The sequence below is a fragment of the Ruegeria sp. CF8 genome (assembly GCF_056537285.1).
Genome location: NZ_JBQFRG010000008.1, coordinates 17,451 through 43,325, shown reverse-complemented (window position 1 = coordinate 43,325; position 25,875 = coordinate 17,451). Strand labels below are relative to the sequence as shown.

The 25,875-nt window shown below is 56.2% G+C and carries 27 protein-coding genes and 1 pseudogene; 10 read left to right on the top strand and 18 right to left on the bottom strand.

The window, feature by feature from the left end:
* The 8 genes from fahA to ACR0EV_RS17485 form a co-directional block, all read right to left on the bottom strand.
* The gene (fahA, locus tag ACR0EV_RS17520) at positions 1-1,269 is read right to left on the bottom strand and encodes a fumarylacetoacetase (RefSeq protein ID WP_480801273.1); all 1,269 of its coding nucleotides are present in this window, start codon (positions 1,267-1,269) and stop codon (positions 1-3) included.
* 69 nt (positions 1,270-1,338) lie between these two features.
* Positions 1,339-2,709 (bottom strand): homogentisate 1,2-dioxygenase, encoded by a 1,371-nt coding sequence (gene hmgA, locus ACR0EV_RS17515; RefSeq protein WP_480801272.1) that lies wholly within the window; start codon positions 2,707-2,709, stop codon positions 1,339-1,341.
* A gap of 3 nt (positions 2,710-2,712) precedes the next feature.
* Positions 2,713-3,819: a 4-hydroxyphenylpyruvate dioxygenase gene (hppD, locus tag ACR0EV_RS17510; protein ID WP_480801271.1), complete on the bottom strand. Its 1,107-nt coding sequence runs from the start codon at positions 3,817-3,819 to the stop codon at positions 2,713-2,715.
* A 161-nt stretch (positions 3,820-3,980) separates the two neighbouring features.
* On the bottom strand, positions 3,981-4,823 hold the full coding sequence (locus ACR0EV_RS17505; protein ID WP_480801270.1) for an HpcH/HpaI aldolase/citrate lyase family protein: 843 nt from the start codon (positions 4,821-4,823) through the stop codon (positions 3,981-3,983).
* A 2-nt stretch (positions 4,824-4,825) separates the two neighbouring features.
* Positions 4,826-6,025, bottom strand: a complete 1,200-nt coding sequence (locus tag ACR0EV_RS17500; protein ID WP_480801269.1) for a CaiB/BaiF CoA transferase family protein — start codon at positions 6,023-6,025, stop codon at positions 4,826-4,828.
* Positions 6,026-6,040: 15 nt separating this feature from the next.
* A complete protein-coding gene (locus tag ACR0EV_RS17495) occupies positions 6,041-7,534 on the bottom strand; it encodes a tripartite tricarboxylate transporter permease (RefSeq protein WP_480801268.1) in 1,494 nt (497 codons plus the stop codon).
* Positions 7,535-7,542: 8 nt separating this feature from the next.
* Positions 7,543-8,055 (bottom strand): tripartite tricarboxylate transporter TctB family protein, encoded by a 513-nt coding sequence (locus ACR0EV_RS17490; protein ID WP_480801267.1) that lies wholly within the window; start codon positions 8,053-8,055, stop codon positions 7,543-7,545.
* 6 nt (positions 8,056-8,061) lie between these two features.
* Positions 8,062-9,000 carry a tripartite tricarboxylate transporter substrate binding protein gene (locus ACR0EV_RS17485; protein WP_480801266.1) on the bottom strand — a complete coding sequence of 313 codons (939 nt, stop codon included), beginning with the start codon at positions 8,998-9,000 and terminating at the stop codon, positions 8,062-8,064.
* Between the two features lie 29 nt (positions 9,001-9,029).
* Here ACR0EV_RS17485 and ACR0EV_RS17480 point away from each other — a divergent pair, with 29 nt between their 5' ends.
* Entirely contained in the window at positions 9,030-10,046 is a 1,017-nt protein-coding gene (locus ACR0EV_RS17480; RefSeq protein WP_480801265.1) for a LysR family transcriptional regulator, read from the top strand.
* A gap of 365 nt (positions 10,047-10,411) precedes the next feature.
* On the opposite strand, the gene ACR0EV_RS17475 is transcribed toward ACR0EV_RS17480, so the two are convergent.
* Positions 10,412-11,299, bottom strand: a complete 888-nt coding sequence (locus tag ACR0EV_RS17475; protein WP_480801264.1) for a LysR family transcriptional regulator — start codon at positions 11,297-11,299, stop codon at positions 10,412-10,414.
* A gap of 156 nt (positions 11,300-11,455) precedes the next feature.
* On the opposite strand from ACR0EV_RS17475, the gene ACR0EV_RS17470 reads away from it, so the two are divergent.
* From ACR0EV_RS17470 to ACR0EV_RS17440, 7 genes are all read left to right on the top strand, one after another.
* Positions 11,456-12,070: a nitroreductase family protein gene (locus ACR0EV_RS17470; protein ID WP_480801263.1), complete on the top strand. Its 615-nt coding sequence runs from the start codon at positions 11,456-11,458 to the stop codon at positions 12,068-12,070.
* A gap of 9 nt (positions 12,071-12,079) precedes the next feature.
* The gene (locus ACR0EV_RS17465; protein WP_480801262.1) at positions 12,080-13,048 is read left to right on the top strand and encodes a DMT family transporter; all 969 of its coding nucleotides are present in this window, start codon (positions 12,080-12,082) and stop codon (positions 13,046-13,048) included.
* 157 nt (positions 13,049-13,205) lie between these two features.
* Positions 13,206-14,168, top strand: a complete 963-nt coding sequence (locus tag ACR0EV_RS17460; protein ID WP_480801261.1) for a DoxX family membrane protein — start codon at positions 13,206-13,208, stop codon at positions 14,166-14,168.
* Between the two features lie 41 nt (positions 14,169-14,209).
* On the top strand, positions 14,210-14,698 hold the full coding sequence (locus ACR0EV_RS17455; protein ID WP_480801260.1) for a hypothetical protein: 489 nt from the start codon (positions 14,210-14,212) through the stop codon (positions 14,696-14,698).
* A gap of 240 nt (positions 14,699-14,938) precedes the next feature.
* Positions 14,939-15,370, top strand: a complete 432-nt coding sequence (locus ACR0EV_RS17450; RefSeq protein ID WP_480801259.1) for a carboxymuconolactone decarboxylase family protein — start codon at positions 14,939-14,941, stop codon at positions 15,368-15,370.
* Positions 15,354-16,256, top strand: coding sequence for an RNA polymerase sigma factor SigJ (gene sigJ / locus ACR0EV_RS17445; RefSeq protein ID WP_480801258.1), 903 nt, complete (start codon positions 15,354-15,356; stop codon positions 16,254-16,256). Before ACR0EV_RS17450 ends, sigJ begins: the two co-directional genes overlap by 17 nt.
* 161 nt (positions 16,257-16,417) lie before the next feature.
* Positions 16,418-17,437 carry an IS110 family RNA-guided transposase gene (locus tag ACR0EV_RS17440; RefSeq protein ID WP_480801257.1) on the top strand — a complete coding sequence of 340 codons (1,020 nt, stop codon included), beginning with the start codon at positions 16,418-16,420 and terminating at the stop codon, positions 17,435-17,437.
* A 338-nt stretch (positions 17,438-17,775) separates the two neighbouring features.
* On the opposite strand, the gene ACR0EV_RS17435 is transcribed toward ACR0EV_RS17440, so the two are convergent.
* Entirely contained in the window at positions 17,776-18,057 is a 282-nt protein-coding gene (locus ACR0EV_RS17435; protein WP_113788289.1) for a winged helix-turn-helix transcriptional regulator, read from the bottom strand.
* Between the two features lie 126 nt (positions 18,058-18,183).
* Here ACR0EV_RS17435 and ACR0EV_RS17430 point away from each other — a divergent pair, with 126 nt between their 5' ends.
* Positions 18,184-19,104, top strand: a complete 921-nt coding sequence (locus tag ACR0EV_RS17430) for an SMP-30/gluconolactonase/LRE family protein (protein WP_480801256.1) — start codon at positions 18,184-18,186, stop codon at positions 19,102-19,104.
* A gap of 91 nt (positions 19,105-19,195) precedes the next feature.
* On the opposite strand, the gene ACR0EV_RS17425 is transcribed toward ACR0EV_RS17430, so the two are convergent.
* From ACR0EV_RS17425 to ACR0EV_RS17405, 5 genes are all read right to left on the bottom strand, one after another.
* Positions 19,196-19,354: a hypothetical protein gene (locus ACR0EV_RS17425; protein WP_480801255.1), complete on the bottom strand. Its 159-nt coding sequence runs from the start codon at positions 19,352-19,354 to the stop codon at positions 19,196-19,198.
* Positions 19,355-19,396: 42 nt separating this feature from the next.
* Positions 19,397-20,743, bottom strand: coding sequence for a dihydrolipoyl dehydrogenase family protein (locus tag ACR0EV_RS17420; RefSeq protein ID WP_480801254.1), 1,347 nt, complete (start codon positions 20,741-20,743; stop codon positions 19,397-19,399).
* A 270-nt stretch (positions 20,744-21,013) separates the two neighbouring features.
* Positions 21,014-21,673, bottom strand: a complete 660-nt coding sequence (locus ACR0EV_RS17415; protein WP_480801253.1) for an FMN-dependent NADH-azoreductase — start codon at positions 21,671-21,673, stop codon at positions 21,014-21,016.
* A 286-nt stretch (positions 21,674-21,959) separates the two neighbouring features.
* Positions 21,960-22,886, bottom strand: a complete 927-nt coding sequence (gcvA, locus tag ACR0EV_RS17410; protein WP_480801252.1) for a transcriptional regulator GcvA — start codon at positions 22,884-22,886, stop codon at positions 21,960-21,962.
* A 233-nt stretch (positions 22,887-23,119) separates the two neighbouring features.
* The gene (locus ACR0EV_RS17405; protein WP_480801251.1) at positions 23,120-23,503 is read right to left on the bottom strand and encodes a Rossmann-fold NAD(P)-binding domain-containing protein; all 384 of its coding nucleotides are present in this window, start codon (positions 23,501-23,503) and stop codon (positions 23,120-23,122) included.
* A gap of 55 nt (positions 23,504-23,558) precedes the next feature.
* Between ACR0EV_RS17405 and ACR0EV_RS17400 the strand changes: the two genes are divergently transcribed.
* Positions 23,559-23,747 (top strand): hypothetical protein, encoded by a 189-nt coding sequence (locus ACR0EV_RS17400; RefSeq protein WP_480801250.1) that lies wholly within the window; start codon positions 23,559-23,561, stop codon positions 23,745-23,747.
* Between the two features lie 46 nt (positions 23,748-23,793).
* Here ACR0EV_RS17400 and ACR0EV_RS17395 read toward each other — a convergent pair.
* From ACR0EV_RS17395 to ACR0EV_RS17385, 3 genes and pseudogenes are all read right to left on the bottom strand, one after another.
* Positions 23,794-24,935, bottom strand: a pseudogene (locus ACR0EV_RS17395) (IS3 family transposase).
* A gap of 201 nt (positions 24,936-25,136) precedes the next feature.
* Positions 25,137-25,490 carry a hypothetical protein gene (locus tag ACR0EV_RS17390; protein WP_480801249.1) on the bottom strand — a complete coding sequence of 118 codons (354 nt, stop codon included), beginning with the start codon at positions 25,488-25,490 and terminating at the stop codon, positions 25,137-25,139.
* A gap of 27 nt (positions 25,491-25,517) precedes the next feature.
* Positions 25,518-25,853, bottom strand: a complete 336-nt coding sequence (locus ACR0EV_RS17385) for a hypothetical protein (protein WP_480801248.1) — start codon at positions 25,851-25,853, stop codon at positions 25,518-25,520.
* Positions 25,854-25,875: the final 22 nt, after the last annotated feature.

The window sequence follows — 25,875 nt, the reverse complement described above, 5'->3', positions numbered from 1 at the left end:
TCAGCCCCCGAAATCGACAGCGGGAAGGATCTTTCCGGCGCAGTTGCCGAACCCGATCCGGTAGTCGCCTTCACACCAGCCGGCGATGTCGATTGTGTCGCCATCTTCGAGGAAGGTGCGGGTGCCGTCAGCGACATCAAGGGGGTCACGACCGTTCCATGTCAATTCCAGCATCGAGCCGAAACTGTCCCGCGTCGGCCCGGAAATGGTGCCGGAGCCAAGCAGATCCCCCGTTTCCATAGCGCAGCCCGACGAGGCATGGTGCACGAGTTGAAGGGCCGACGAATAATACATGTACTTGTAGTTCGTCCGGCTGATTGTGCTGGGTTCTCCACCTTCAGGCGTCAAACCAACTTCCATCTGAATGTCGAAATTGTTCGGCGTCGCTTCCGACAGATACGGCAGCAGCGGCTTGGCACGCTCTGGTGCCGCCACTCGGAAGGGTTCAAGCGCCTCGCGGGTGACGACCCAGGGGCTGATGGATGTCGCGAACGCCTTGGACTGGAAGGGCCCGAGCGGCTGGTATTCCCAGACTTGGATGTCCCGCGCCGACCAATCGTTCATCAACACATAGCCAAAAATATTGTCATAGGCCTCTGAGGCGTTGACGGGTTGTCCCATCTTGTTGGGTGTGCCAACAACAGCGCCGAGTTCGAGTTCGATGTCCAGCCTTTGGCAAGGGCCGAAGCGGGGCCCCTCGTCATTTGGGCCTTTGAGCTGGCCGTTCGGGCGGTGGATATCCGTGCCTGACACAACCACAGTCGATGCGCGTCCATTATATCCGATCGGAATGTGCAGCCAGTTCGGCATTAACGCGTTGCTGGGATCGCGGAACATCGTGCCAACATTCGTGGCGTGTTCTTTTGAGGCGTAGAAATCAGTGTATGAGCGGACGAAGAATGGCAGATGCAGCTCGGCGGCAGATTGTGCGACAAGCGGGAGGTTCTGGTCGCCTCCGTCCGCATCGAGAAGCCCGGCAATCTTCGCCCGCGTTTCCGACCAGATGGCTTGCGGCAATGCCATGAATGGGTTTAGCACACCCTGGTCGAAGACCTTTTCGTCACCACCGGGCGCCAGCTTTCCCTCCGCTTCCAGCGCGGTCAGATCAAGAATGCTGTCTCCGATGGCCACACCCACGCGCCGCGAACCGTCTGCTTCCGAGAAGACCCCATAAGGCAGGTTTTGGATCGGAAAATCGCTGTCTGGCGCATTGGCGCTTTTGACCCAGCTTTGGCGTTTTGGGTCATGTGTATCGTTCAGAGCGGCCATGGCCGTCCTCCCTTCCCATGTCTTTTTTTGACCGCGCGGCCCAATGGGCCGCGCCTGATTTTGTTTGGGTTACTCGCCGTTCCAGACGGGTCGCTTGGGATCGAAATGGTTCCGAAGCGGTTTCCACGCGTCCGGATACTTCACTTGAAGCGTCTCCAGACCAGCAGCATATTTCGTGAGCTGTTGCGGGAATCGGGTCTCGAACATGAAAGCAATCGTGTTGTCCAGCTTCTCAGGCTCAAGGTCTTTCAGCGACGCTGCATAGAAAGCATCCGCATCAGGGCCATGTGGCAGCATCATGTTGTGACACGACATGCCGCCTGGAACAAAGCCCTCGGGCTTGGCGTCATAGACCCCTTCGATCAGCCCCATGAACTCCGACATGATGTTCATGTGATACCACGGCGGACGGAAGCTGTCTTCAGCCACCAGCCAGCGCGGCGGGAAAATCACGAAATCGATGTTGGCAGTTCCGGGTTCGCCAGACGGCGCAGTCAGAACGGTGAAGATCGACGGATCGGCGTGATCGTTGCGGATCGGACCAACGGGCGAATAGTGCCGCAGGTTGTACTTGTACGGTGCGTAGTTGCCGTGCCATGCCACCACGTCCAGCGGCGAGTGGTTGATCTCGCAGGCATGGAACTGCCCGCACCACTTGGCCACGACGCGGTGCGTCACGCCATCTCTTCGCTCGTAGGCTGCAACCGGCGACAGGAAGTCGCGTGGGTTCGCCATGCAATTGGCACCGATCGGTCCGCGCTCGGGTACGGTAAAGACCGCGCCATAGTTCTCGCAGATATACCCGCGCGCCTTGTCATCGCCGTTTAGGAGCACTTTGTACTTCACACCACGCGGGATACAGACAATCTCGCCAGGGGCCACGTCGATGATCCCGAACTCGGTAAAGAACCTCAGTGCGCCCACTTCCGGCACGATCAGCATTTCGCCATCGGCATTGTAGAAGACCTCTGTCTCCATGCTTGTCGTGACCGCATAGGTGTGGATCGCATAGCCAACCTGGGTCAGGACGTCGCCGCCGGTAAAGATGGTGCGCATACCTTCCAGCCAGGTGCCTGCGTCCTCCGGAATGGGTGCCGGGTCCCACCGCATCGGCGCTAGCGGCAAACCGCTTTCATCCGCAGTTGGGGCAGAGCGGAAATGCGGCAGCTCGAACCGGACCATGTCCGAAATATGCTGCACGGTTGGACGCATTCGATAGAGCCACGATCGTTCATTCGAAATCCGCGGCGCGGTAAAGGGTGAGCCGGAAAGCTGCTCTGCATAAAGACCATAAGGGCAGCGCTGAGGGCTATTCTGCCCGATGGGTAGGGCGCCTTCAATGGCCTCGGTTTCAAAGTCGTTGCCAAAACCGGGCATATAACCTTCGTTGTACTTGGCGCGGCTTTTGGCCACGACGAAATCATTGGTCGGAGCGTTCATCGATCAACCCTCCGCCTTCAGAACACCGCGCTGAATCTGATCTTCTTCGATCGATTCAAACAGAGCCTTGAAGTTGCCCTCGCCAAAGCCGTCGTCACCCTTGCGCTGAATGAACTCGAAGAAGATCGGCCCGATCACAGTCTTGGAGAAGATTTGCAAAAGAATGCGGGTCATTCCGCCTTTGACGACACCCTCGCCATCGATCAAGATGCCGTGCTTCTTCATCCGGTCCAGCGGCTCGTCATGGCCCTGTACTCGGTCATAAGACTTGTCGTAGTAGATCTCCGGAGGAGCAGGCATGAAGTCGATGCCCGCATCCCCAATCTTGTCGGTCGAGGCATAGATGTCTTCCGAAGCAACTGCGATGTGCTGGATGCCCTCGCCCTTGTATTCTTTCAGATACTCCTCGATCTGGCTCTGATCGTCTGAGCTTTCATTGATCGGAATGCGAATCTTGCCGCAAGGTGACGTCAAAGCGCGACTGGTCAGCCCGGTGATCTTGCCTTTGATGTCGAAAAACTTGATCTCGCGGAAATTGAACGCCGTGGCGTAGAACCGGTACCAGGTGTCCATGTTCCCTTGCATCACGTTATGCGTCAGGTGATCGATGTAGTAGAATCCGGCGCCTACAGGACGTGGGTCACGTTCGCTCAACCACTCAAAGTCCTTGTCATAAGGGCTTTTCCCGCCGTCATAGTCTTCGACAAAGTAAAGTAGAGACCCGCCAATCCCCACGACCGCGGGTACATCGATGGATTTGCCGTCACCGGTGTATTCTTCGGCCCCGTAGTCTTTGGCACACTTGAGTGCATGCTGGGCATCTACGACGCGCCATGCCATGGCCGGCGCACAAGGTCCATGCTCTTTGACAAACTCCGCCGCGTGACCACTTGGGTCGCGGTTGAGCACATAATTGACCCCGCCCTGCCGATAGACTGAGATGTCCTTGGTCTTGTGCTTGGCGACCTCGACATAGCCCATCTTGGTAAAGAGGTCTTCGAGAACACCCGGCTCAGGATGGGCAAACTCGACAAACTCGAACCCGTCCGTACCGGCAATGTTCAGTTCGTCAATCTTGGCTTTTGGGGCATCATGCGGAAAGGGTCCCATGGCTGGTCCTCCTTAATTTGCGTGGCTTACGTGCCCTCCACGCCGATTTCAAAGCCCCGGCCCGCGGGACGTTCTCCATCTCAGAACGCCTCGATCATAACGAGTATCGCGCCTAGGCGGAAATACAATGTTGATATCTCTTAAATTGCGTTTCCTTATAATCAGATCCTTGCGAGCATTGTGCGAGCCCGGGTCACCAAAGGTAAGTCAATCATCTGCCCGTCGACCTTGAAGATGCCCTCGCCCATTTGAGCCGCATCTTCTGCCGCAGCCACCACGCGCCGTGCCCAATCGAGTTCGTCCTGCGTCGGCGAGAACACCTCGTTCAACACGCCGACCTGGGCGGGATGGACCGCATAGCCTCCACTCGATCCGATAGCGCGGGCGTATGACGCCGCTTCCTGCAGACCGTCCAGATTCCGGAAGTCTGACATACTTGCCGCGATGGCATATGAAGCGACGGAGGCCGCACGCGCGGCCTGACCCACTTGCTGGGCGGCGGGTCTGAGCACTTCGGGCGTCGCCGCCACGCCCATCGACGTCGCATAATCCTCGACCCCCAAGGTCATGCCCTTAAGCCGCGGGGTCGCTTCCGCGATCTCGCTTGCCTTCAAAACAGCGCCAGCCGACTCCAACATGGCGATAAGGCCGATATTGCCCGCAGCAAGACCGCGCTCATGTTCCAACTCGTCGATCATGCCGCTGATTGCCCGGACCTGGCCCGCGTCTTCGCAGAGCGGCAAGTGAATCGCCGAGACACCTTCGATCACGCAGGCTTCCAGATCGCGGAATGCCGGCGCCCAAACCGCGTTGATCCGGACTGTTACATCCACGTCAGATGCTAGCCTTGCTACGGCATCGGGCAGCGCGGCTCGCGCCTCGTCTTTGCGGGACGGATCGACACTGGCTTCCAGATCGAGCACAATCGCATCGGCTCCGCGGCTAGCAGCCTTGGCAATGAATTTCTCTTCAAGCACAGGGATGAACAGAAGTGACCGCCACATCGTCAGGCACTCTTCTGGGCCAAGCCGGCAGCCTCGGCGTCAGCATATCCAAGTTCAGCCAATATCTCATCCGTATGCTCGCCCAGCTTTGGGGCAGGCGCACGCACGGTTCCTGGCGTTTCGCTCAGGCGCGGAAAACTCTGATGCATTGGCAGGCGCTCCATGTCCGCGCATTCATAGTCCAGAAGAACTTCCCGGCCTCGTACGTAAGGATGGTCGATCAGATCGGCGATGTCACAGATTGGGCCGACCGTGACGCCCTTGGCCTCGAAGTAGGCAAGGTTTTCCTCCAGCGTCCGTGTCTTCATATCGGCGGCGATAATCTCGTCAAGTTCTTCGGAGTGCTCAATCCGCGCGCGCGACGTCGCATAGCGCGGGTCGTCGTTTAATTCGGGCCGACCGATGGCAGCGGCCAGCTTCTCCCACATGGACTGCATCGAGGCGGACATTGCGATGTGTTTTCCGTCTTTCGTCGGATAAAGATTTCGCGGCGCGGCCACATCACTGGAATTCCCGGCGCGCTGCGGCACCTTTCCTGTCGCCTCATACGATGCTGCCCAAGGCCCCAGAATCCCGAATAGCGGCTCGAAAAGAGACAGATCAACCACCTGCCCCTTGGCGTGGCCCTTGTCGCGCGCAATCACAGCCGACAGAACACCGCCAAACCCTGCAAGCCCGGCCACCATGTCAGCGAGAGCCAAGGGCGGAAGGAGTGGCGGTTTGTCGGCCCAGCCGGTCATCGCGGCAAAACCCGACATGCCTTCGATCAGGCTCCCGAATCCGGGCTTTGATTTGTAAGGACCGGTCTGCCCCCAGCCGGAGACCCGCACGATGATAAGGTTCTCGTTGGTCTTCCAAAGGTCCTCGGGGGCCATGCCCCATTTTTCCAGGGTTCCCGGCACGAAGTTTTCGCACAGTATATCGGCCGAAGCGACAAGTTTATCGAGGACCACGCGTCCCTCGTCGGACCGGAAATCCAGCTCCATGCTTCGTTTCGAGCGGGCATAGACTTTCCACCAGCTTTCCGCCTCACCGAAACGGCGCAGATCGTCGCCTTTTCCGGGGCGTTCGATCTTGATCACATCGGCTCCGAAGTCCGCCAACATGTGAGTCATCATGTTACCAGCAGCGAGGCGTGTCATATCGACCACGCGCAGTGCGTTCAGCGGGCCTTTGGCATCAGGGGTGTAGGATGTCTTCATGGGGGTTCCTTTTCTTTAGCCGTCGGACAGGCGCTGGCGGTCTCGGACCAGGAGCCAAGCGACGAAGGGCGTCGCGGCGAAGAGCACCAGCGCAAAGGGATGATCGAGAATGGCAGACGGGCTGCGGCTGAGCAAAATCACCGATTGCCGGATCGACAGTTCAATCATGGGACCCAGGACGAGACCAATGATGAAGCAGACAATCGAGATTTCGAGTTTGAGCATGAAGAAGCCCAACACTGCAAATCCCAGCATCACCCAGACCGCAAAGAACCCGCCTTGGCTAATGTATATCCCAACGACGCAGAGCAAGAGTACGATGGGATAAACCACGAAAGGTGGCACTTTGACGATCAAAGCAAAGACCCGAAGCCCGATGCTGCCGACAACGAGCACCATTACGTTGGCCATAATCATCGCGGCAAAGAGGCCGTAGATGAGCGAAGCATCGCGCTGAAAAATCAGCGGGCCGGGCGTAACCCCGTGGATCAGGAAAGCTCCAACCAGCAACGCCGCGGTCAAGTTGCCGGGAATGCCGAGGGTCAAAAGCGGGATGAGGTTTGCGCCTGATACAGCCGAGTTTGCGCTTTCCGTCGCCGCGATGCCTTCGGGAACGCCCGTGCCGAGTTTTTCAGGCGCTTTCGAGAAGCGCTTTGTCGCGGCATAGCTGAGGAAGGCGGCGAGCGTCGTGCCAAGACCCGGCAGAGCACCAATCGCTGTGCCGATCCCGGCACCACGGAAAACCGTCTTCTTCAGCGTCAGGAATTCACGGAATGGCAGACGATCTTCGCCTTTGCTTGTAGCGACAGCCTTGGCATCCTCCGGGCGGTAGTTCCGGCCTTCCTGAAGGCGCAGGATAATTTCCGGGACCGCAAGGACGCCGATGGCCACGGCCGCTAGTGGCAGGCCGTCAAACAGATCGACCATTCCAAACGTGAAGCGAGGCGCGGCGGTTTCCGGATCTACGCCGATGGTGGCCAAAAACGCGCCGAGTGCTGCCGCAAAGATGCCTTTGGCTAGCGAGCGCCCCGAGAGTGAGGCGATGAGCGTGAGCGAGATCACCAGGATCGCGGCCAGCTCCACCGGTCCGGCGCGCAGGGCGAAAATGGCAAGCGTGGGCGCCAGAAGGATCAGCACGAGGTCCGAACAGCTGTCCCCCGCTACCGAAGAATAGAGCGCAGTTTGCAACGCTCGGCGCGGTTTTCCCGATTTGGCCAGCGGGTGGCCGTCGAGCGTGGTGGCGGCCGAATGCGGCTCGCCTGGTGTGTTGAGCAAGATGGCTCCGATTGCGCCTCCGAACCCCCCGCCCTTCATCACACCCACCAGCATCCCGATAGCCGCAAGCGGCGCCATGGTGAACGTAAGCGGGATGGCAACGGCGATCGCCATGGGCGCGTTCAGGCCGGGGACCGCACCGATCACGATCCCGATCACCACGCCCAGCACGACGGACAGAAACGTCGTCAGTGACAGGGCGTCGAGCATTGCTGCAATAATGAGGTCCATCATCTTTCCCTTCAGGGCAGCGGAAGCTCGAGGCCCCACCAGAAGCCAGCGTAGATAACCGCAGGTGCGGCCAGAGCATTGAACGCGTAAGCCCAAAGTGGCGCACGGCTGTGGATCAACGTGAAAGCGATCAACCCAAGGGGCGCCGCCACCCAGAAACCGGCATAAGGCGTGTCAACGGCTTCACCAACCAGGCCCATGACGGCGAGCATCACGGCAACGGCAACGATGCAGAGTGCGAGGTGCCCGACGTCCGCCCAAGTGAGCCGACCGGCGAGGGGATCTTCGACGCCGGAGCGTAGGTTCTGCACAATCAGAATGGCCCCGAGTGCGGCCATGAGCCATGCCAGGGCGCGAGGCGCGAGGCTGGGCGGAAGCCCGAAGGCGCCTGCGTCATTCACCTGAGCCGGGATGATCCAGAAAATCAGCGCGAGGCTGAAGATGGCGATCACAATCCCGAGGATGAGGTCGGTTGCGAGGCCTGGCGACGCGACGTCGCCAGATCCCTTGGGAGGATGCGTCATCGCACCTTACTCCGCGATGACCTTGAGGAGCTCCTGATAGGCAACCGCATCCGCCGCGATACCTTCGGCTGTCTCCGGCCCCGTCTTGAAGGTCTCAAAACCGCGGAACTTGTTGTTCACGAAGTCCTTGAACTCTTCAGACTGAACCGCTTCGGCCAGCGCGGCTTCCAATTTTGCCAATGCGTCTGGATCCATATCAGCAGGCCCGAAGAAGACGGCCGCTTCAACCACGCTCGCATCATAGCCAAGACCGTTGAGCGTCGGGATGTCGGCATGTTCCTCAATACCTTCCGGGTTAAGCGCCGCGACCACTTTCAAAGCACCGTCTTCCATCATCGGGAGAGCATTCGAGCCGGAGAATCCCAGATCGACATGACCGCCCAGGACGGCCTGGCGTGCTCCAGCGCCGCCACGCGTTGGCACGATGTTCACAGCCACGTCTTCCTGTTTGCCGATGTATTGCATGATTGCGCGATCCAGCGGGATAATTGAGGCATAATTGATCCAGCCTCGCTCCTTCGCGGTCTCAAGCATTCCGGCCCAGTCATCAAAAGGCGCATTGGGGGGTGCCGCCAACACGGTGCGATATCCATGGGTGGTGGCGATAAAGCTCACATCGTCGGGCGTGTAGCCGACGCTGCCAGTGAGCGGAGTGAAGGAAAAGGTTGTCGCGACTGCAAACCCGATTGTATACCCGTCGCCGTCCTGCGCGCGCACATATTCTGTTGCAACAGCACCGCCGGCGCCACCGCGGTTCTCGACGATGATCTTCTGACCAAGCGCGTTTTCCATCTCGGTCGCCAGAATACGTGCCGCCGTGTCGCTGCCGCCGCCAGCACGGAAACCGACCACAAGATTGATCGGTTTTTCCGGGAATTCGGCCCAGGCAGGTGCTGCAAAGGCAAAGGCAGCCACAGAATAGGTGAGTAATTTCGAAAGCTTCATGTTGGTTCCTCCCATCGAGCACGGCTGAAGTGCCCATCTTCGGAACCTTAACGAAATGCCTCAAAATACAGAAATACAATGTTGATATTTATAGTATCGCGATTCATTATAATAAGATGATCGAGAATAAGCATATTCGCAGCTTCCTTCGCGTACTTGACCTAGGGAGCTTTTCCAAGGCCGCGAAGTCGCTGAATATAGCACAACCAGCCCTGAGCCAGCATGTGCAGAAACTGGAAGATGCGCTCGGGACAAGGCTACTGGATCGGAGTGCGCATGGCGTCTCAGCCACGGCAGACGGGCGAGACTTCAGCGACCGAGCGCGAGACATTCTAGCCCAGGTCGACAGCGCGGAACGTCGGTACCGAAGGGGCTCAGACGAACTGATTGGCGAAGTTCGACTCGGATTGCCCGGGTCAGTTTGTCCGGTGCTTGCCCCGCCTCTCATGCAAGCCGCTGCGGAAGAATTTCCTGGCGTACAACTGCATGTGTTTGAACTGATGAGCGGCGATCTCGCAACTCAACTTCGAGAGGGTCGTTGCGACATAGCCGTTCTTTTTAACGTAGACGAGACTGAAGACTACACATCGGAGCGCCTTCTGACCGAACATCTGCAACTGATAGGCGCTCCTGATGCCCCTTTGGTTCAAGAAGAAACCATTGCAGCTGAACAATTGTCGGATGCGCCTCTGGTCGGCACCAGGCCTCCGCATGGGCTGCGGTTGGTCCTTGAGCGATGGTCAAGCGACTCCGGCGTGCGTCTGAGGATTCAGTTTGAGGCTGACGCGCCTTCAGTGTTGGTCAGGCTGGCCTCTCAAGGGTCCTGCTATTCCATCGTATCCAAAGCGGCAATAGCTCACGAAATTCCGGCCGGGTCGATCAGGGCCGCGGAGATTGTCGCCCCTCCAATCGAGCGGACTGTTTGCCTCGCGTCTTCCAAGCGACTCCCTCCCGATAATGCGAGGCAGCAGATCTACGCACTAACAAAGAAAACGGCAGCAAAACTCGTGGATGCATCGGCTTGGCCTGGGAGAGCATGCTCCTAAAACAGGATTAGACCGTGGCTCGGTTCTTATTGGATCAAATCGGGCTACCGAACAACGTTTGGTTGGCGAATTGCCAAAAGCTCCCAGATCTCTGACATAACCTTGCCCATAGCCGTGTCACGCCGGCGTATTGCGAATATCTCAGTGTGGCGAGGCGGGAAAGGACGTGCATCCGCCAGGATGCGCGCCCCTGCCAGGGCCTACCTTCCGCGATTGCTGGAACATACCCGACGGGCTGCACCCGATTTAGCTCCAATGGTGAGGACGCAATGATGCCCACTGAACAGTTCTTTCCGTCAACGCAGTGCGGTCTACTACTAACATCGCAGTGGGTCGGCGCATTCGGGCGTAAGATGCGGGCGCTTCTATCCCTGAAGCTCTTCAACAAGAAACTCGAGAAACACCCGGACCTTCGACATCACGTAGCGTCGGGAGGGATAAACGGCGTAGAGTCCGGTTTCGTTCGGCCTCCAGTCTTCCAGAGCCGTACTCAGCCGTCCCGCGGCCAGATCTTCCGCGACATACATTCGAGGGACAAGGCTCAGACCAAACCCGGCACGCAAAGCATCCCGGACCGCAAGGCTGGACGAAACTTTGTAGCGGCCCCGGACGGGGACTTTGACAGTTCGCCTGCCCTGTATGAAAGTCCATTGAACGGCATGGTCCGACAAGGTGAACTGGACGCAATTGTGCAACGCCAGGTCCTCGGGTCGGGTTGGACGACCGTGCTGTTCGAAATAAGATGGTGCCGCGCAGACGACGTGATCCATGATCATCAACTTTCGCGCAATCAGTCCCGAATCTTCAAGATCGTCACTCCCGCGCAGGGCAATATCAAACCCTTCTTCAACCAGGTTGACCCGCCGGTCATCCAACCTCAGGTCCAACGTCAGTTCGGGATATCGGTTGAGAAACTTCGGGATTTTTTCCGACAGGCCAATCAGCGTCACCGTAACTGGTGCGCTCACACGCAAAACGCCCGAAGGCGTATCCTGAATGGCCTGAAGTGTTGCGTCGGCTTCTTTCAAATCATCCAAGACTTGCACGACACGCTCGAAATACAGCGTGCCGGCCTCGGTGAGACTCATCCGCCGGGTCGTGCGATTGATCAGACGCGCCGAAAGATGCTCCTCCAACTCGCCGACATTCTTACTGATGGCAGCAGGAGACAGGTTCAGCTTGCGCGCCGCAGCTGCGAAACTGCCAAGCTCGACCACGGTTCGAAACACGGTAAGGGCGGTCATACGGTCCATGATTATTTACTTTAAGTGAAGTAAGAGTTCATCGATAGCCGTATTCTATACCTTCATGCATCACTGTATTTCATAAGGCATCAAGCTGCGTAGGCGATTTTGGCCACGCATCCACGGCAGGACAGAACGTCCGAGTAGATGACTAGGAGTCCCGAAATGCAAACATTCAGAACCGCCCACCATCCAATCGAACCGCTCTTCCTGGATCGCTGGTCCCCACGCGCATATGAAGCAAAACCCATGCCCAATGCCGATCTTCTGACCATCCTTGAAGCAGGCCGTTGGGCACCCTCTGCATTCAATGTCCAGCCATGGCGATTTCTGTATGCCCATCGCACCGACAAACATTGGACAGATTTCCTGTCGGTGCTGAACCCAGAAAACCGGCAATGGGCCGGATCGGCATCGGCGCTGATCTTTCTGATCTCGGACAAGGTGATGCCAGCTGATGAAGACAGGCCCGAGATGATCTCGAAATATAACAGCTTCGATGCTGGGTCCGCCTGGATGCAAATCGCGCTTCAAGCAACCGCGCTTGGCTACGCTGCCCATGCCATGGCGGGCCTTGATTTCGAACACGCGACCACAGTTTTGGGTTTACCAGACCGGTTTCGACTTGAGGTGGGGATCACCATCGGCCGCGCCGCCGAGGCCCATCGCCTTCCGCACGATCTGCGTGTGCGCGAGGTGCCGAGCAATCGATATCCGCTTGAGCAGATTTCCTACTCTGGTCCTTACCCCGCCAGCTTTACCGCATTCGCAGCAGAATAGGAGGTTGCCATGTCCTTCGACCCAAACGCATCCGTCAAACCAGCACTATTCAGAGCCGATCTGCATGTTCACTGCCTGATGCTGGTTGCGACATTCTTGGTCGCGACGTCCTTCCCGGTAGTCGCCGCCATCACAGACAGGCTGGACAGTGTTGTGCTGACTTTTGTGCGGTTCGCTCTTGCGACATTGCTATTCGCTCCGCTGGTGGTTTGGCGCTTCGGCATCGTCTGTCCCAGCCTGCGCGACCTGTTGCGCTACAGTTTGCTCAGCCTTCTGCTGGTCACGTTTTTCTGGTGCATGTTTGCATCCCTAAGAATGACCACACCGCTGAACACCGCCGCAATCTTCTCGGTAAGCCCCGTCATTACCGCAGGCATCGCAGCAATCCTGTTGCGCGAGCGGATGACCCCAGCCGCGCGTATTGCGCTTCCCCTAGGCGCGATTGGCGCGATTTGGGTGATATTCCGGGGTGATCTGACCGCACTTCTGGCACTGCAGATTGGTATGGGCGACCTGTTGTTCTTTGCAGGCACAATTGCGCTCGCTGGATATACCACACTGGTCAAAGTCCTGCACAAAGGCGAGCCTATGGCCCGCATGACCTTCTGGATATTGGCCACCGGATCGATCTGGCTTTTGTTAGTTTCTCTGCCCCGTCTTGGCAGTGTCTCCTGGGCCGAAATCCCGATCCGCACTTTGGCAGGCATCACCTATTTGTCGGTCTTCACCACCATTGTTACTTTTTTCCTGTTTCAGTGGAGTACAACCCGGATCGGCCCGACCCGTGTGATGTCCTACACATTCCTGAACCCGACTCTGGTGCTTTTGATCGGTTTGTTTGCGGGAAACACCCTGCCACCATTGGCAACCTGGCCTGGCATGGTGATGGCGATCGCAGCTACAGTCATTCTCCAGTCGGACTTCACCCGATGGTTCGGGTATATGAGACGGGGCATTCGGCCTACCGCGCCGAGTTAAGCCAATCCAAATCAACTGCTGTCCTGGGATACGAAAGGATCGCGACATGCCAAGTGTTCAACATCGTCTTTTTGCCACGATCCAGCGGCCTGCCCGCCAGTGTCTGACCAGTCCTGACCGGAAGAAACCAAGACAGCCAGCATTTGGCCTCGCTGGGTTGGTGGGCCTGCTGATAGTTCCGAATGAATCACAGGCGCATGTCCGTTGGTTTGTCGATCCCAACAGCCCCGAGGTTGCAACATTCGAGCCTTATACTCTGTTCGACCCCGCTGTATTGATCTGGATCGCGATCGCGACTGTCCTGATTGGAACTGCAATCTTCCTCGACTCTCGGTTGCCGACTGTTCCGATCGCCAACACCAAAATTCGCCATGATGTCATGGAGCTGATGCGGATCCTTACCGGTATTTCCTTTCTTTTGACCGCCTATGATGGCGCACTGGTCGCCCCTCACCTGCAGGCCCAGGGCGGGTTTGGGCTGTTTCTGGTGTTCCTGCAGGCCGGGATCGGGATTCTCTTGCTGAGTAACCACTTCCTGCACCATGCCGCCATCCTGATGCTGATCCTGTTCATGGGTATGATGATCCAGTTCGGCGTCGTTCGGTCGTTCGAATATGTCAACGTCGTAGGTATCGCGCTCTTCCTGCTCTTCAATTATTTCCCGACCGATGAATTGCGCGCAAAATTGAAACCGTACTCTGTAGACATGCTGCGAATATTTACTGGGCTTTCGCTGATCATGCTCGGTTTTTTTGAGAAGCTGCACGGTGCCGCGCTCGGCCAGGCATACCTCTCTGAGTATCAATGGAACTTCATGCAACTTCTTGGCTTCGACTGGTTCAGCGACAGGCTCTTTGTCCTTTCTGCCGGGGTTATGGAAGTCGTTTTTGGTCTTATCTTGGTCCTTGGCGTTGTCACCCGATTGAACATCCTCGTTGTTGCCGGGTTGATGCTAATCTCCAACGCTGTGTTCATCTTGCAAAGCGAGCAGGACGAAGCGCTGAAGGAACTGATTGGCCATCTGCCCATCATTGCCACCGCGCTGATCCTGCTGCTGTTGGGATATGGGCAACGGCTGAAGTTCACGGTTCGAAGATCTGCCAAGGTCGCAACGGCCTGATCTACGAGGCCCAGAGCAGCACATCTCGTTCGGAGGTTGCCATGAAACTATTTAGAAGAATTGAGGTTCCGCTGATATACGTCCTGTATTGGACCCTCGGCTGCCTGTTACTTGGTATACTGTTCGCACCTGCGGTCAGAACCTTTGACGTAAATCAGCCGGTCGACAAAGCGCATGGCCATGCCCAAATTCACAGCCAAGTCGAGGTTGATCCAGAAAACGCACCGAAAGTGTGGATCAAAGTTGAGAAGGACGCGCTCGCCGGTTGGAATGTCTACGTGGCTGTCGAGAACTTTCGGTTTGCACCTGAGCGGGTCAACCAAGCCAATACGACAAACGAAGGCCATGCCCATCTCTACCTGAATGGCATAAAGGTCACGCGGCTCTACGGAACCGCGTTTCACTTGACGGGATTGCAACAGGGGGAGAACGTCGTGTCGGTCAGTCTAAACGCAAACGACCACTCTGATCTGGTGTTGGGGGGCGAACCAATTGAGGCTTCAGCGTTGGTCGTCGTGGGTGATGAATAAGAGGTTCTGTCGCAAGTGGGTTTCCAGGCGCTTCGGCACTTTCATCGCCCCAATCGACATTGACACCACAACAACCTGTAGCGCGGCCTGTTGGGTGCCGCCCCGTAAACCTGAAACTGTTAGTGAAGAAAGAAGAATGTCTTTCATTTCAGATGCATGGCAACAATTGCGCGCCAACGCGTCACAAAAGGTGGCCGTGAATCGTCATCAAAGTAGAACATCAACGATAGGAAATAGACCATGACGAGTTCAAACGCGATCAAATATGAAACCGCGATCCCGGATGTCTTACAAACTCTCGCGGGCGTTCACGAGGTTCTCGATGGCAAGGGACTTGATTCAAAGCTGCGCCATCTTCTTCGGCTGCGGGCCTCGCAGATCAATCGCTGCGGGTTCTGCGTGAAGATGCACACGACTGAGGCGCGGCAAGATGGAGAAACCAGCGAACGGCTTGACCGGGTTATTGTTTGGGACCATGTCCGGGATTTCTCTGAGGCAGAAAAGGCGGGATTGGAATGGACCGAAGCGCTGACAATCCTTGACCCGAAGCTGGACCTTGGATCCATTCGCGCGAAACTGCGTAAGCATTTCTCGGATACCGAGATCGGACTTCTCACGACTGAGATAAGCATGATCAATCTCTGGAACCGGATCAATGTATCCAAACACTGAGCTTGCACAGGCTGAGGTCCTCTTTTTTGAGGATCTCAGACCTCGCCTCAACGGTCTGGCTTATCGCATTTTAGGCTCGTTCAACGACGCTGAAGATGCGGTACAGGACACATTCCTGAAATGGGCCAGCACCGATCGATCGGAAATCGAGAACACCGCGGGCTGGCTTATCTCGGTCTGTACCCGCCGCTGTCTCGACATGCGTCGAACGGGGGACCGGGCACGGATGGACTATGTCGGCGCCTGGCTACCTGAACCCATTCAGGTTGCTGTGCCGCCCGAGGCCGAGACGAGGGTTGAGCTGGCCTCATCTCTGTCGATGGCGTTCATGATGATGCTGGAACGGCTGACCCCAAAGGAACGAGCGGCCTACCTGCTGCACGACATCTTCGATCTCTCTTATGGCGAAATTGCGGAGACGCTGGACGTATCAGAACCCAGCAGTCGAAAACTGGTGTCGCGTGCTCGAGCAAGTGTTAGCCAATCGAAGACACGCCACGCAACACCAGAACCGCGCCAGGAAGAGTTTCTGACGGCGTTTCAATCAGCCGTAGAGACCGGCGAGCTCGGTCCGTTGACTCGAATGCTGGCTCAGGACGCAAGGTTGAGCACAGACGGTGGTGGCAAAGTGGCGGCGATACGTGATCCGATCCTTGGCCGGGACGCGATCTGTGATTTCGTCTCTCGCAAGTTGCGGCGCTATTGGGCAGAGCTTGATTGGACTCGGGCAGATCTGAATGGAGCGCACGGCGTTTTGATTCAGGCTGACGGGCAAACAAGCTCGGCTGTCTCTGCAACCTTTAACGAGGCTGGGTTCGTTCAGGAAATTCTGATCGTGCGCAACCCCGACAAGCTGCACAACCTAAATTCGGTGCAGGTTCACTAATCCAATCAGCCGCTCATGGCCCGAAGGAGACATCTGGCAGACCACTTGGATGCAGCGGTCGAACCCGCAAAGCTGATGGGGTGGATGGCTCCTGCTCCAACCGGCGTCGCGATGCGCCATATTGCAGGTGTCTATGTCTGCTTTCTGAGAGGAGCCACCCCATGCAAGTTACCACCATTGGTCTGGATCTGGCCAAGAACGTTTTTCAAGTTCACGGCATTTCTGAGGATGACACGGTCGTCTTCAATCGTCCGCTTCGGCGTGCACAAGTTCTGCCTTTCTTCGCGAAACTGGATCCGTGCCTGATCGGCATGGAGTCCTGCAGCAGCGCCCATCATTGGGCCCGAGAGCTTACCGCCCTGGGTCACGACGTGCGTCTTATCCCGCCAACGTACGTGAAGCCTTACGTCAAACGTGGCAAGTCCGATGCGATAGACGCAGAGGCGATCTGCGAAGCGGTCACGCGGCCGACCATGCGCTTCGTGGCGATCAAAACAGTCGAACAACAGGCTCTTCTGTCACTACACCGAGCTCGTGATCTTTTGGTCCGTCAAAGAACACAGCTGATCAATGGCTTGCGTGGATTGGTCGCCGAGTTTGGTATTTACATCCCAAGAGGCTTGGCTCGTGTGATTGGCTTTGCTGAAGAAATAACACTCGGTGAAGCTCTTGATTTGCCCGACATTGCCAACGAGGTGATCCGAAACCTGTCCGAGCAACTCATGGCTCTGCACAAGCGGATACGTTGGTACGAGGGACGGTTGAAGCAGGTCGCCAAAGAAGACGCGCGTGTTCGTCTGCTGCGCACCATACCTGGCGTCGGCGCTGTTACAGCCTCGGCAATCATCGCCAGCATCGGCGACGGGCATCAGTTCCGCAATGGACGCGAGTTTGCTGCATGGCTCGGTCTGACGCCAGCGAACAAATCCAGCGGAGGGAAAGAGAGGCTTGGTCGGATCACGAAGATGGGCGACCAATATCTCAGGCAACTGCTGGTCGTCGGGATGACATCGCTGGTGCGGCAAACCCGGTCACATCCGGAACGCGCAAGCAAATGGTTGGCATCATTGCTCGAACGCAAAACCGCTCGGGTTGCCACAGTCGCCATGGCGAACAAGACAGCACGGATTGTCTGGGCCGTTCTCACCCGCAGCGCACCTTACAATCCACATATGGTCTGAGGAGAAAAGAACCACGAGTAAGCAAGACCTGCGAGATGATGGTGCATAAGTCTGCCGCCAAAACCAGGGCACTCCGCCGAATGGCTCGGGTATTGCAGCCCGCAAAGCTGATAGGAACTTGGTTTGCGGAACCCATCAGGGCCAGCGGTCAAAACCGCGCAAACAGGCCGGACACATGACTGCTTCTGACAAATGCACAAATCAGATCAAAAACGTCTTGCTATGCAGGAGCCATCCACACAAGCTGTTCGCTGTATCTGCACGAACTCAGCGGTGACAGAGAGCTGGATCGCAGGACAAACCGAACCTTCAATCTATGATTCTGAACGTCCGCTCTCCTATTCCTGAGCGTGTAAGTGTTTCGCCCATTCCTTGCTGAAGTCTCCGAGTGGGCAGAGATGATCATAGAGGTGTTGCCCCAGATCAGTCGACGCATATCCTTCGGCAACGCGATGAACAAATCCCGCCGCTTGAAGCTCTTTCAGTCGGGTGTTGAGTGCCGCAGGTGAGATTGTTTCGCATTCTTCTTGCAGCTTTCGGAATGTGCATGGGCCAGCCTCGCTCAGCGTCCAAAGGACTCCCATAGCCCAGTGCCGTCCAAGCAGGTCGAACAGAGCCATAATGGGCGCGCCGCTTTTTGAACCACGGACAGACTGACCTGGTATCGGTATCTTAGTCACTTGCTATACTTTCTGTAGCGATCTATATTGCTATGTATTTTGTAGCAACCCGAGCCAGTATTGCCAATGACCAAGACAGACACATACGAAATCCGTGATGATCGGTTCAGACGCAGCGTCAAACTGGATGAGCCGATCGAGAAAATCTGGACAGGCGGCAAATGGACAGAAGGACCGGTGTATTCTCCGACGTTCAGATGCCTGATCTGGAGCGACATTCCCAATGATCGACGGCTCCGCTGGGACGAACTGACCGGAGCAGTCGGAGACATCCGCTCAGGCCTCGGATGCTACACGAATGGCTCAACGCTCGACCGGCAAGGGCGGATCGTGGCTTGTGAGCATGGGACGCGCAGTGTCACCCGGATTGAGCATGATGGGTCGGTTACGACTCTGGCCAGTCATTTCGAGGGAAAGCGGTTCAACAGCCCCAACGATGTAGTGGTGCGATCAGATGACACGATCTGGTTCAGTGACCCATCCTACGGAATCGAGTCTGACTACGAAGGGTTTCAGGCAGACCCAGAGCTTGACGGGGAGCATGTCTATCGTCTCGATCCGGCCACTGGCGATGTCACACAAGTGACTACTGACTTCGCCTGTCCGAATGGACTTGCATTTTCGCTGGACGAGCAAACGCTGTATATCGCTGACAGTGGTGGCACGCGTTACGCAAGCGGAGAGCATCATATCCGCGCGTTCTCCGTTAGTGCAGACGGCAAGCTCTCAGCCGGGTATGTCTTTGCTGAATGCGAAGAAGGCGTCTTTGACGGATTTCGGCTCGATACCCAAGGCCGTATCTGGACGAGCGCAAAGGACGGCGTTCATTGTTACCACCCGGATGGCACGCTGCTGGGCAAGATTTTCGTCCCAGAAGAAGTCTCGAATGTTTGCTTTGGCGGGCCCAAACGCAATCGCCTGTTCATTACCGCCTCCACAAGCGTATATGCAGTCCTCCTACCAACAACTGGCGCTTTTCAGTTCTGATGGCAGAGGCTACTATGCTGAAGGCCTTAACGGGCCGCGGATTTCGTCTTGTCCAAGGCGCATAATTGAGAGTTACCAATACCTTCGGTTCTCAGATATTAGATGCGCGGGCGTTCATGGCTGATGACATAGACTTAGCTGCGTTCTGGGCCAGCAAGGCAATACGGTATCCGTCCCGTGCAAACCGGCGGGCAACCGATGCTCCAGCTCCGTAACCTACACCTGTAATCAGACAGACTTTATCGTTCATAGTGGCTCTCCTTTGGGAAGGATCAGCTTGTATCAAGCTGCTCTAAATCAAGGATTTCATATCAGCAGCGAAGGTCGGAAACGCATAAAGCGAGGACTTGAGATCGCTGGCAGAGATCCCGTGACGCATGGCCATCGCAAAGAGATGAATCAGTTCGTCACCGTGATGGCCCAGAATATGAGCGCCCAGTACTTGATCGGTACTCTTGTCGACCAAAACTTTGGACCAGGCTGCCGTTTCCGCGTAGGTCTTGGTGGAAAACCAACCGGACATATCAGAAACCGTAACTGAGACATCGAGACCCTTTTCCCGCGCTTCGGCTTCAGTCAGGCCCACGGTGCTGAGCGCTGGAACGGTGTAGACGGCGCTGGGGATCACGCTGTAATCCGGCCTTTCAGTTGGTCCATGCACGATGTTGTGGCCGACAATCTGACCCTCATACGTTGCAATGGGGGAAAGTTGAGCGGAGCTGGTGACAGCATCGCCCGCAACCCAGACTGAAGAGTTGGAGGTGGACCGCATCGTATCGTCGATCAGAATACGAAGTCCGTCATGCCTGACACCGGCGGCATCGAGGTTAAGCCCGTCGATATTGGCGACGCGGCCTGCGCCGTTGACGACCCGCTCGGCCAAAAGACTTTGATTTCTGCCGTCATGTTCGAATTCAACACGCAACCCGTCTGCAGTCTTCTCGATTGCCGTCACCGATACTCCGGTTTTGACCGCTACGCCCAGGCGTTCGGTCTCCGCTTGCAGAGCCGCGACGGCGTCGCTGTCCATACGTGGCAGCAACTGTGGCAACGCTTCAAGGATTGTCACCTGCACTCCTGCTCGCGCATAGACATGGCTGAACTCCATGGCAATGACGCCGCCGCCAATGAAGACAACTTCTTTCGGCAATGTCGCATCGGACAGAACTTCGTCGGACGTGATCATGTGCTCCGTGCCGGGAATAGGCAGAGGCCTTGGCTTCGATCCTGTTGCGATAACGATGTCCTTGCCATGAATAACATGACCGTCGACCTCAACCTCGTTCGGCCCGACAAAACGCGCGGTGCCTCGAAAGACATCACCGCGTTTTTCGGCCAACCCCTGCATGGCTTCAGGGATGAAACCAATCAGGTCTTTCTCTCGGTCGATCAGTTTCGTCCAATTGAGATTTGGCTTGCTGACTTCGATCCCATGGATGGGGGCTTGTTCGATCTCGTGCATTGCATGGGCAGCTGCCACCAGAACCTTCTTTGGCGTGCAGCCGCGATTGGGGCAGGTGCCGCCAAAATCGCGCGCTTCGATAAAGGCAATGGTTTTTCCGGCTTCATGCGCCACGGAGGAAACACCGAACCCTGCATTGCCCCCACCAATAATGATCACATCATATGACTCGCGCATATTGTTACTCCTCTCGTTCTAATTTCCGATTGCAGATCTTCGTCTATAGAGATCACATGGCGGAACCGAAACTTTCGGTGTGGATCTGCTCGGCGGGAACGCCTTGGCTTTTCAGATCAGCCTGCACGTCGCCCATGAAACTGACTGGTCCGCACAAAAAGTAATGCGCGTCAGGTTTTTCGATCAGTCGAGCAAGCAACGCTCCGGTGACGCGTACCCGGGAATTGTAGTCGCGGCCATAGCCATCTCCAGTTGCCGGTCTGCTAACGGTTAGGCAAGCTCACGCGCAATATGACGTGCCTGGGCCTGAGCTGAGGCAACCGAAGCTTTGTGACGCTCATCGGCAAATTCCTGATACTCGGCCGCAGCTTCGAACATGCGTTCTGCGCCCAGGTACTTGCGCAATGTGCTGATATGCGCAGAAAGGTGACCCGAGTCATTGCGAATCCCACCGTTCTCAAAGCCGAATTCGCCAGCCGATGTCAGCAGCACCAGTGTTTTTCCGGACATGATCGGTTCCAGAGGGAAGTCGCCGCGCGCCAAATCAAACGTAAATGTCTTGTTGACCCGGATGATCTGATCAAACCAAGCCTTCAGGGCTGCGGGCATGCCATAGTTGTACATGGGCGTCGAAATCAGCAGGATGTCGGCGCGGTCGAGTTCGTCAATCAGCGTGTCAGACAAGCTGACCAAAGCGCTCTGTTCAGGAGTGCGTTCTTCTTCTGCTGTAAAGACAGACGCGATCCAATCGTTGGAAATGAAATCTGGTGGTGCCATTCCGACGTCACGCAGAATAATTTCGACGTCCGGATCAACCGTTTTCCATTCTTCTACGAAACTGTCCGCCAAAGCGCGGGAAATGGAGTTATAGGCCGAAACGGGGTTGTCGGTGCGGCGTACGCTGGCGTCAATTCTCAGGATTGTGGTCATCTTGTCACCTAGTCAGTTTGCAATGAACCATTCAAAGGTGAAGCCAGTGATGCGCAGGTACAAATGAAGAGAATTCTGAATAGAATGAACTGACCTCAGCCATCTCTAGTCGCTGAAAAAATCTTCTCCAGGTAAGACCCCGTCGCAAGGACATCAGCGTCCCTGTTGGGAAGGGTCAAAACTTTGCATGCGCAAGAACTCCTGATTAGGGTCTCAGAAACGCATGCTTTTCGGCAATTTAGAAATGACAAAAATTCAAGCGACGGATTAGATCGCTGCGGACGCGCTATTCTTCAAAAAACCTTTGACCAACGGCGCTGTCGCGAAACTCATCTGCTTGGTCCAACAGCCATTCCCGGAACACACGAACGCGAGCACGATTGGCGTATGTTTCAGGGCAGACGAGAAAATAGCTCTTGTTCTTCAATGCCGTGTCAAAGGGGGCAACCAGCATATTACGTTCCAGAAAACGCGCGGCGGCCAAAAGGCTGACCAGGGCCACACCATGACCATCGCTTGCCGTCAGCAAGCAGATGTGTTCCTCGGAATAGGTGACATAGGGCTCGACATCACCAGTCTGCAAGCCAGCCGCGTCCATCCAGCGCTCCCAACTCGGATCCGCATCGGAATACCCGCTCCATTGGTATTCGATCAGACGAGACTTCAGAAGATCTTCGGGAGAGCTCAGTGACTTCGCCTTTTCCGCGCTGCAGACAGGTGCTACCCAGTCATTCAAGACCCAAGCCACATTGCTGTCAGGATAATCGCCAAAGCCATACCGAATGGCCACATCCACATCGCTGGACTTGAAATCCACCAGCTGATCGCTTGACAGAACCCTTACCGAAATCTCCGGGTATTTCTCGTAAAAGCCTCGCAGCCGCGGGCTAAGCCAGTTCGCGGCAAAGGACCCGGTGGTTGAGATTGTCAATGTGCCCGCAAGGTCGTCTTCCTCCAACGCGAGAGAGGCAGCTTCGATGTTCTTGAAAGCCTCAATAATGTGGGGCGCGTAATTTGCCCCATCCTCCGTCAGTTTCAAGGCGCGGGTCAGCCGGTGGAACAGGGGCACCCCAAGTTGATCCTCCAGCGATTTGATCTGATGGGAAATGGCAGTCGGAGTGACGCATAATTCATCGGCGGCATCCTTGAAACTCAGATGTCGGCAGGCTGCTTCGAAGGCCTGAATGCTTTTCAACGACGGTATCTTCGCCATGACACGCGGCTTTGCTCTCCTGATGCGACGCTATTTCGTCGCTCCACTCTAACCCGATTGCCAGTTGACATGTGGACGAAAATCTCACCGGTGAGGTGAAAACATCTAATTTGAGAAGATAGGGCATTCTCTCTTGAATTTGCGTGAAAATTGGGAGCAGGGACATGCTTGACCTCTATTTTTGGAAGAGGAATGGCGGGAAGCCAATTGCTTCCCGCAGAGTGCCGCCGACTTCAAACACTTGATGACCAGACACCATCAGCAGCTGCCTTCACCGCATAGTCGTTGAAATCACGTGGCATTCGGCCCAGGGCACGTTGCACGCCATCGGTGAGATGGGCATTGCGACCGTCCAGAGTTTCGCGGGCGATCGCTGTAAAGACATTGGCGACAAAATCATCTCCGGCTTGCGCGACATTAGCGTGGAAGTCTTCGAAGGTGATCGGCACGTGCTGAACAGGACGCCCCATGGCTTCGCTCAACGACGACGCCATCTCGGCGAAGGTCATGAGGCGCGGCCCAGTGACTTCGTAGCGTTCGCCCATATGCCCGTCTTCAGTCAACGCCGCAACGACCACATCAGCGATATCGTCAGTGTCGATGATCGGCTCAGGCACGTTTGGGGACGTTGATATTCGATCGACCAGGATAAGAACGTCTGCGCGTACCAACGTGACCGAGCTAAACGGCTGGTTTACCTCAATGCAGTTCGAGAAATTCTCCGTCCGCGACGAGTTCCTGTTCAAAACGGTTCTGTCGTTCACGAGTGGCATAACGGTCGAACATGCATACAAGATACTCAATGCCATCCAGCATGAGTTTGAGACCGCCGACAACATTGCGTTTGACCCAGCCCCTTGATCCGGGCCGTTTGGATGCAGAATCCGTTCCTGTTTCTTTCTCGTGATTAGGTTGCGGTCAAGGTCTGCTGAGCGGAGCCCTCGCGTAGCTCAAGCGAAGCAGGCCGGGTGGCACGGTTGAGATTGGCGTAAACGGCTGGAGCCAGCCCGCCAAGTGATGTGTGTGGTCGCTGGGTGTTGTAATCGATCCTCCAGTTTTCGATGATCTTCCGGGCTTCGGCGAGATTGCCGAAGATATGCTCATTCAAACATTCATCTCACAGACGACCATTGAAGCTTTCCACGAACGCGTGTTGCATTGGTTTGCCGGGCGCGATGTAGTGCCAGCCAACTCCGGTATCTTGGCACCATCTCAGCACTGCATGAGACGTCATTTCCGTTCCGTTGTCGGAGACGATCAAATCGGGCTGACCACGCCGACGGACCAGGTCATCCAGTTCACGCGTCATCCTCGCGCCGGACAAAGAACGATCCACGACAGTTGCCAGTGCCTCACGGGTGCAGTCATCTACAATGCACAACACGCGGAACCGCTGCCCATCTTCGAAAGCGTCGGAGACAAAATCCAACGACCAACGCTGATTGGCGCGATCCGGCACCAGAATGGGTCGCCGCGTGCCCAGAGCCCGCTTGCGTGACCGCCTACGGCGCACCGCCAGCCCTTCCTCGCGATAGAGCCGGAACAGCTTCTTGTGGTTTACTTCAAAGCCTTCCCTGGTCAGCAGGATGCCCAACCGACGATAACCGAACCGACGACGTTCGTTCGCCAGCTCGCGCAGCCGCTTGCGTAGGGCATCATCGCCCTGATCCCGCTTCTGATACTGAAAGACTGACCTATGCAGATCGGCCAATTCACACGCCCGACGCTCGGACAAGCCATGCTGATCCATCACATCACGCACGGCTCGTCGCTTCACATCAGGCGTCAGTAGTTTTTTGTCGCGAGATCCTTCAATGCAGCATTATCCAGCATCGCATCCGCCAGCATACGCTTCAGCTTGTTGTTCTCGTCTTCCAGCGCTCGCAGCTTCTTGGCATCCGACACGTTCATGCCGCCAAACTTTGCTTTGTATTTGTAGAAGGTCGCATCACTGATGCCGTAGCGGCGACAAAGCTCCTGCGCTTTCACGCCCGCCTCGTATTCCTTGATCATTCCAATGATCTGTTCGTCTGAAAATCTGCGTTTCATAGTCCATCCTTTGCTTGGACGGATTACTAACACCTCAGTGACCCGATTTCAGGGGGCTGGGTCACGTTCCTGAACAATCGCGAAGCCTTGCTTCTGTTTCTGCTCGGGACGGTCTCCGCTAGTGGCACTTTGATGGCGTGTCCCCCGACGCAGGCGAACGTCTCGTCTGAAACCAAGGGCCAATCTTAGCTTTTGAGGCGGTTAACGTTTTCTATTGTTGCTGAGCTGCGAACCCATGAACATTGCTTGGATATCTCCTTGGGTCCGAAAGCTCAAAACCAGCAAATAGGTGGTCAAGAAGGGCGCTCCGAAAAAAAGCGCCAGAATTGCCAGCCCCATCCCTGCGGCTGAGAACCCGTTTCGCCATGCTGTCCAAAGGGCTGACAAGAGCAGGAAGCCGAAGAAATCGAGGTTGAACTGGCCGGACCACTCCATCTTTAGCATGTCACCAAAGAAGATCGGCAAAAGGTTCAGCCCATGATTTGCAACAACCACCGCCGTGTAGGTGACGATGATGCTGAGTAGCGTTGCAAGGAAAACGCGGAAGACAGCCATTTCTTCAGCTCCTCTAATTGATCCGCGCTACGCGTGGACGCCGAGTAGCAGTTTGCGTGCGTCGCTCCCGGATTCTCCTATCAGGTAGATCAGATACGGCGCGAAAAAGAGGATGCCCAATGGAGGCGTACAAACGCCCAAGATCAGGCCACTTCGCGAAAAACCGTTTCGCCATGCCATCCAAATGCCGGATAAAACAAGGTACGTGGCAAAATCGACATTGAACTGCCCCTGCCAGTTCATTGCGAAAATCGGGCCAAGAAACGGAGTGAACAGGTTCAACCCACCATCTGCAACGGCGGTAATTGTGAACAGGATGATCAGTGCAGTCATCGCGATCAGCACAATGCGAAACTTGGACATTTTCTTCTCCCTAAATGGTAGT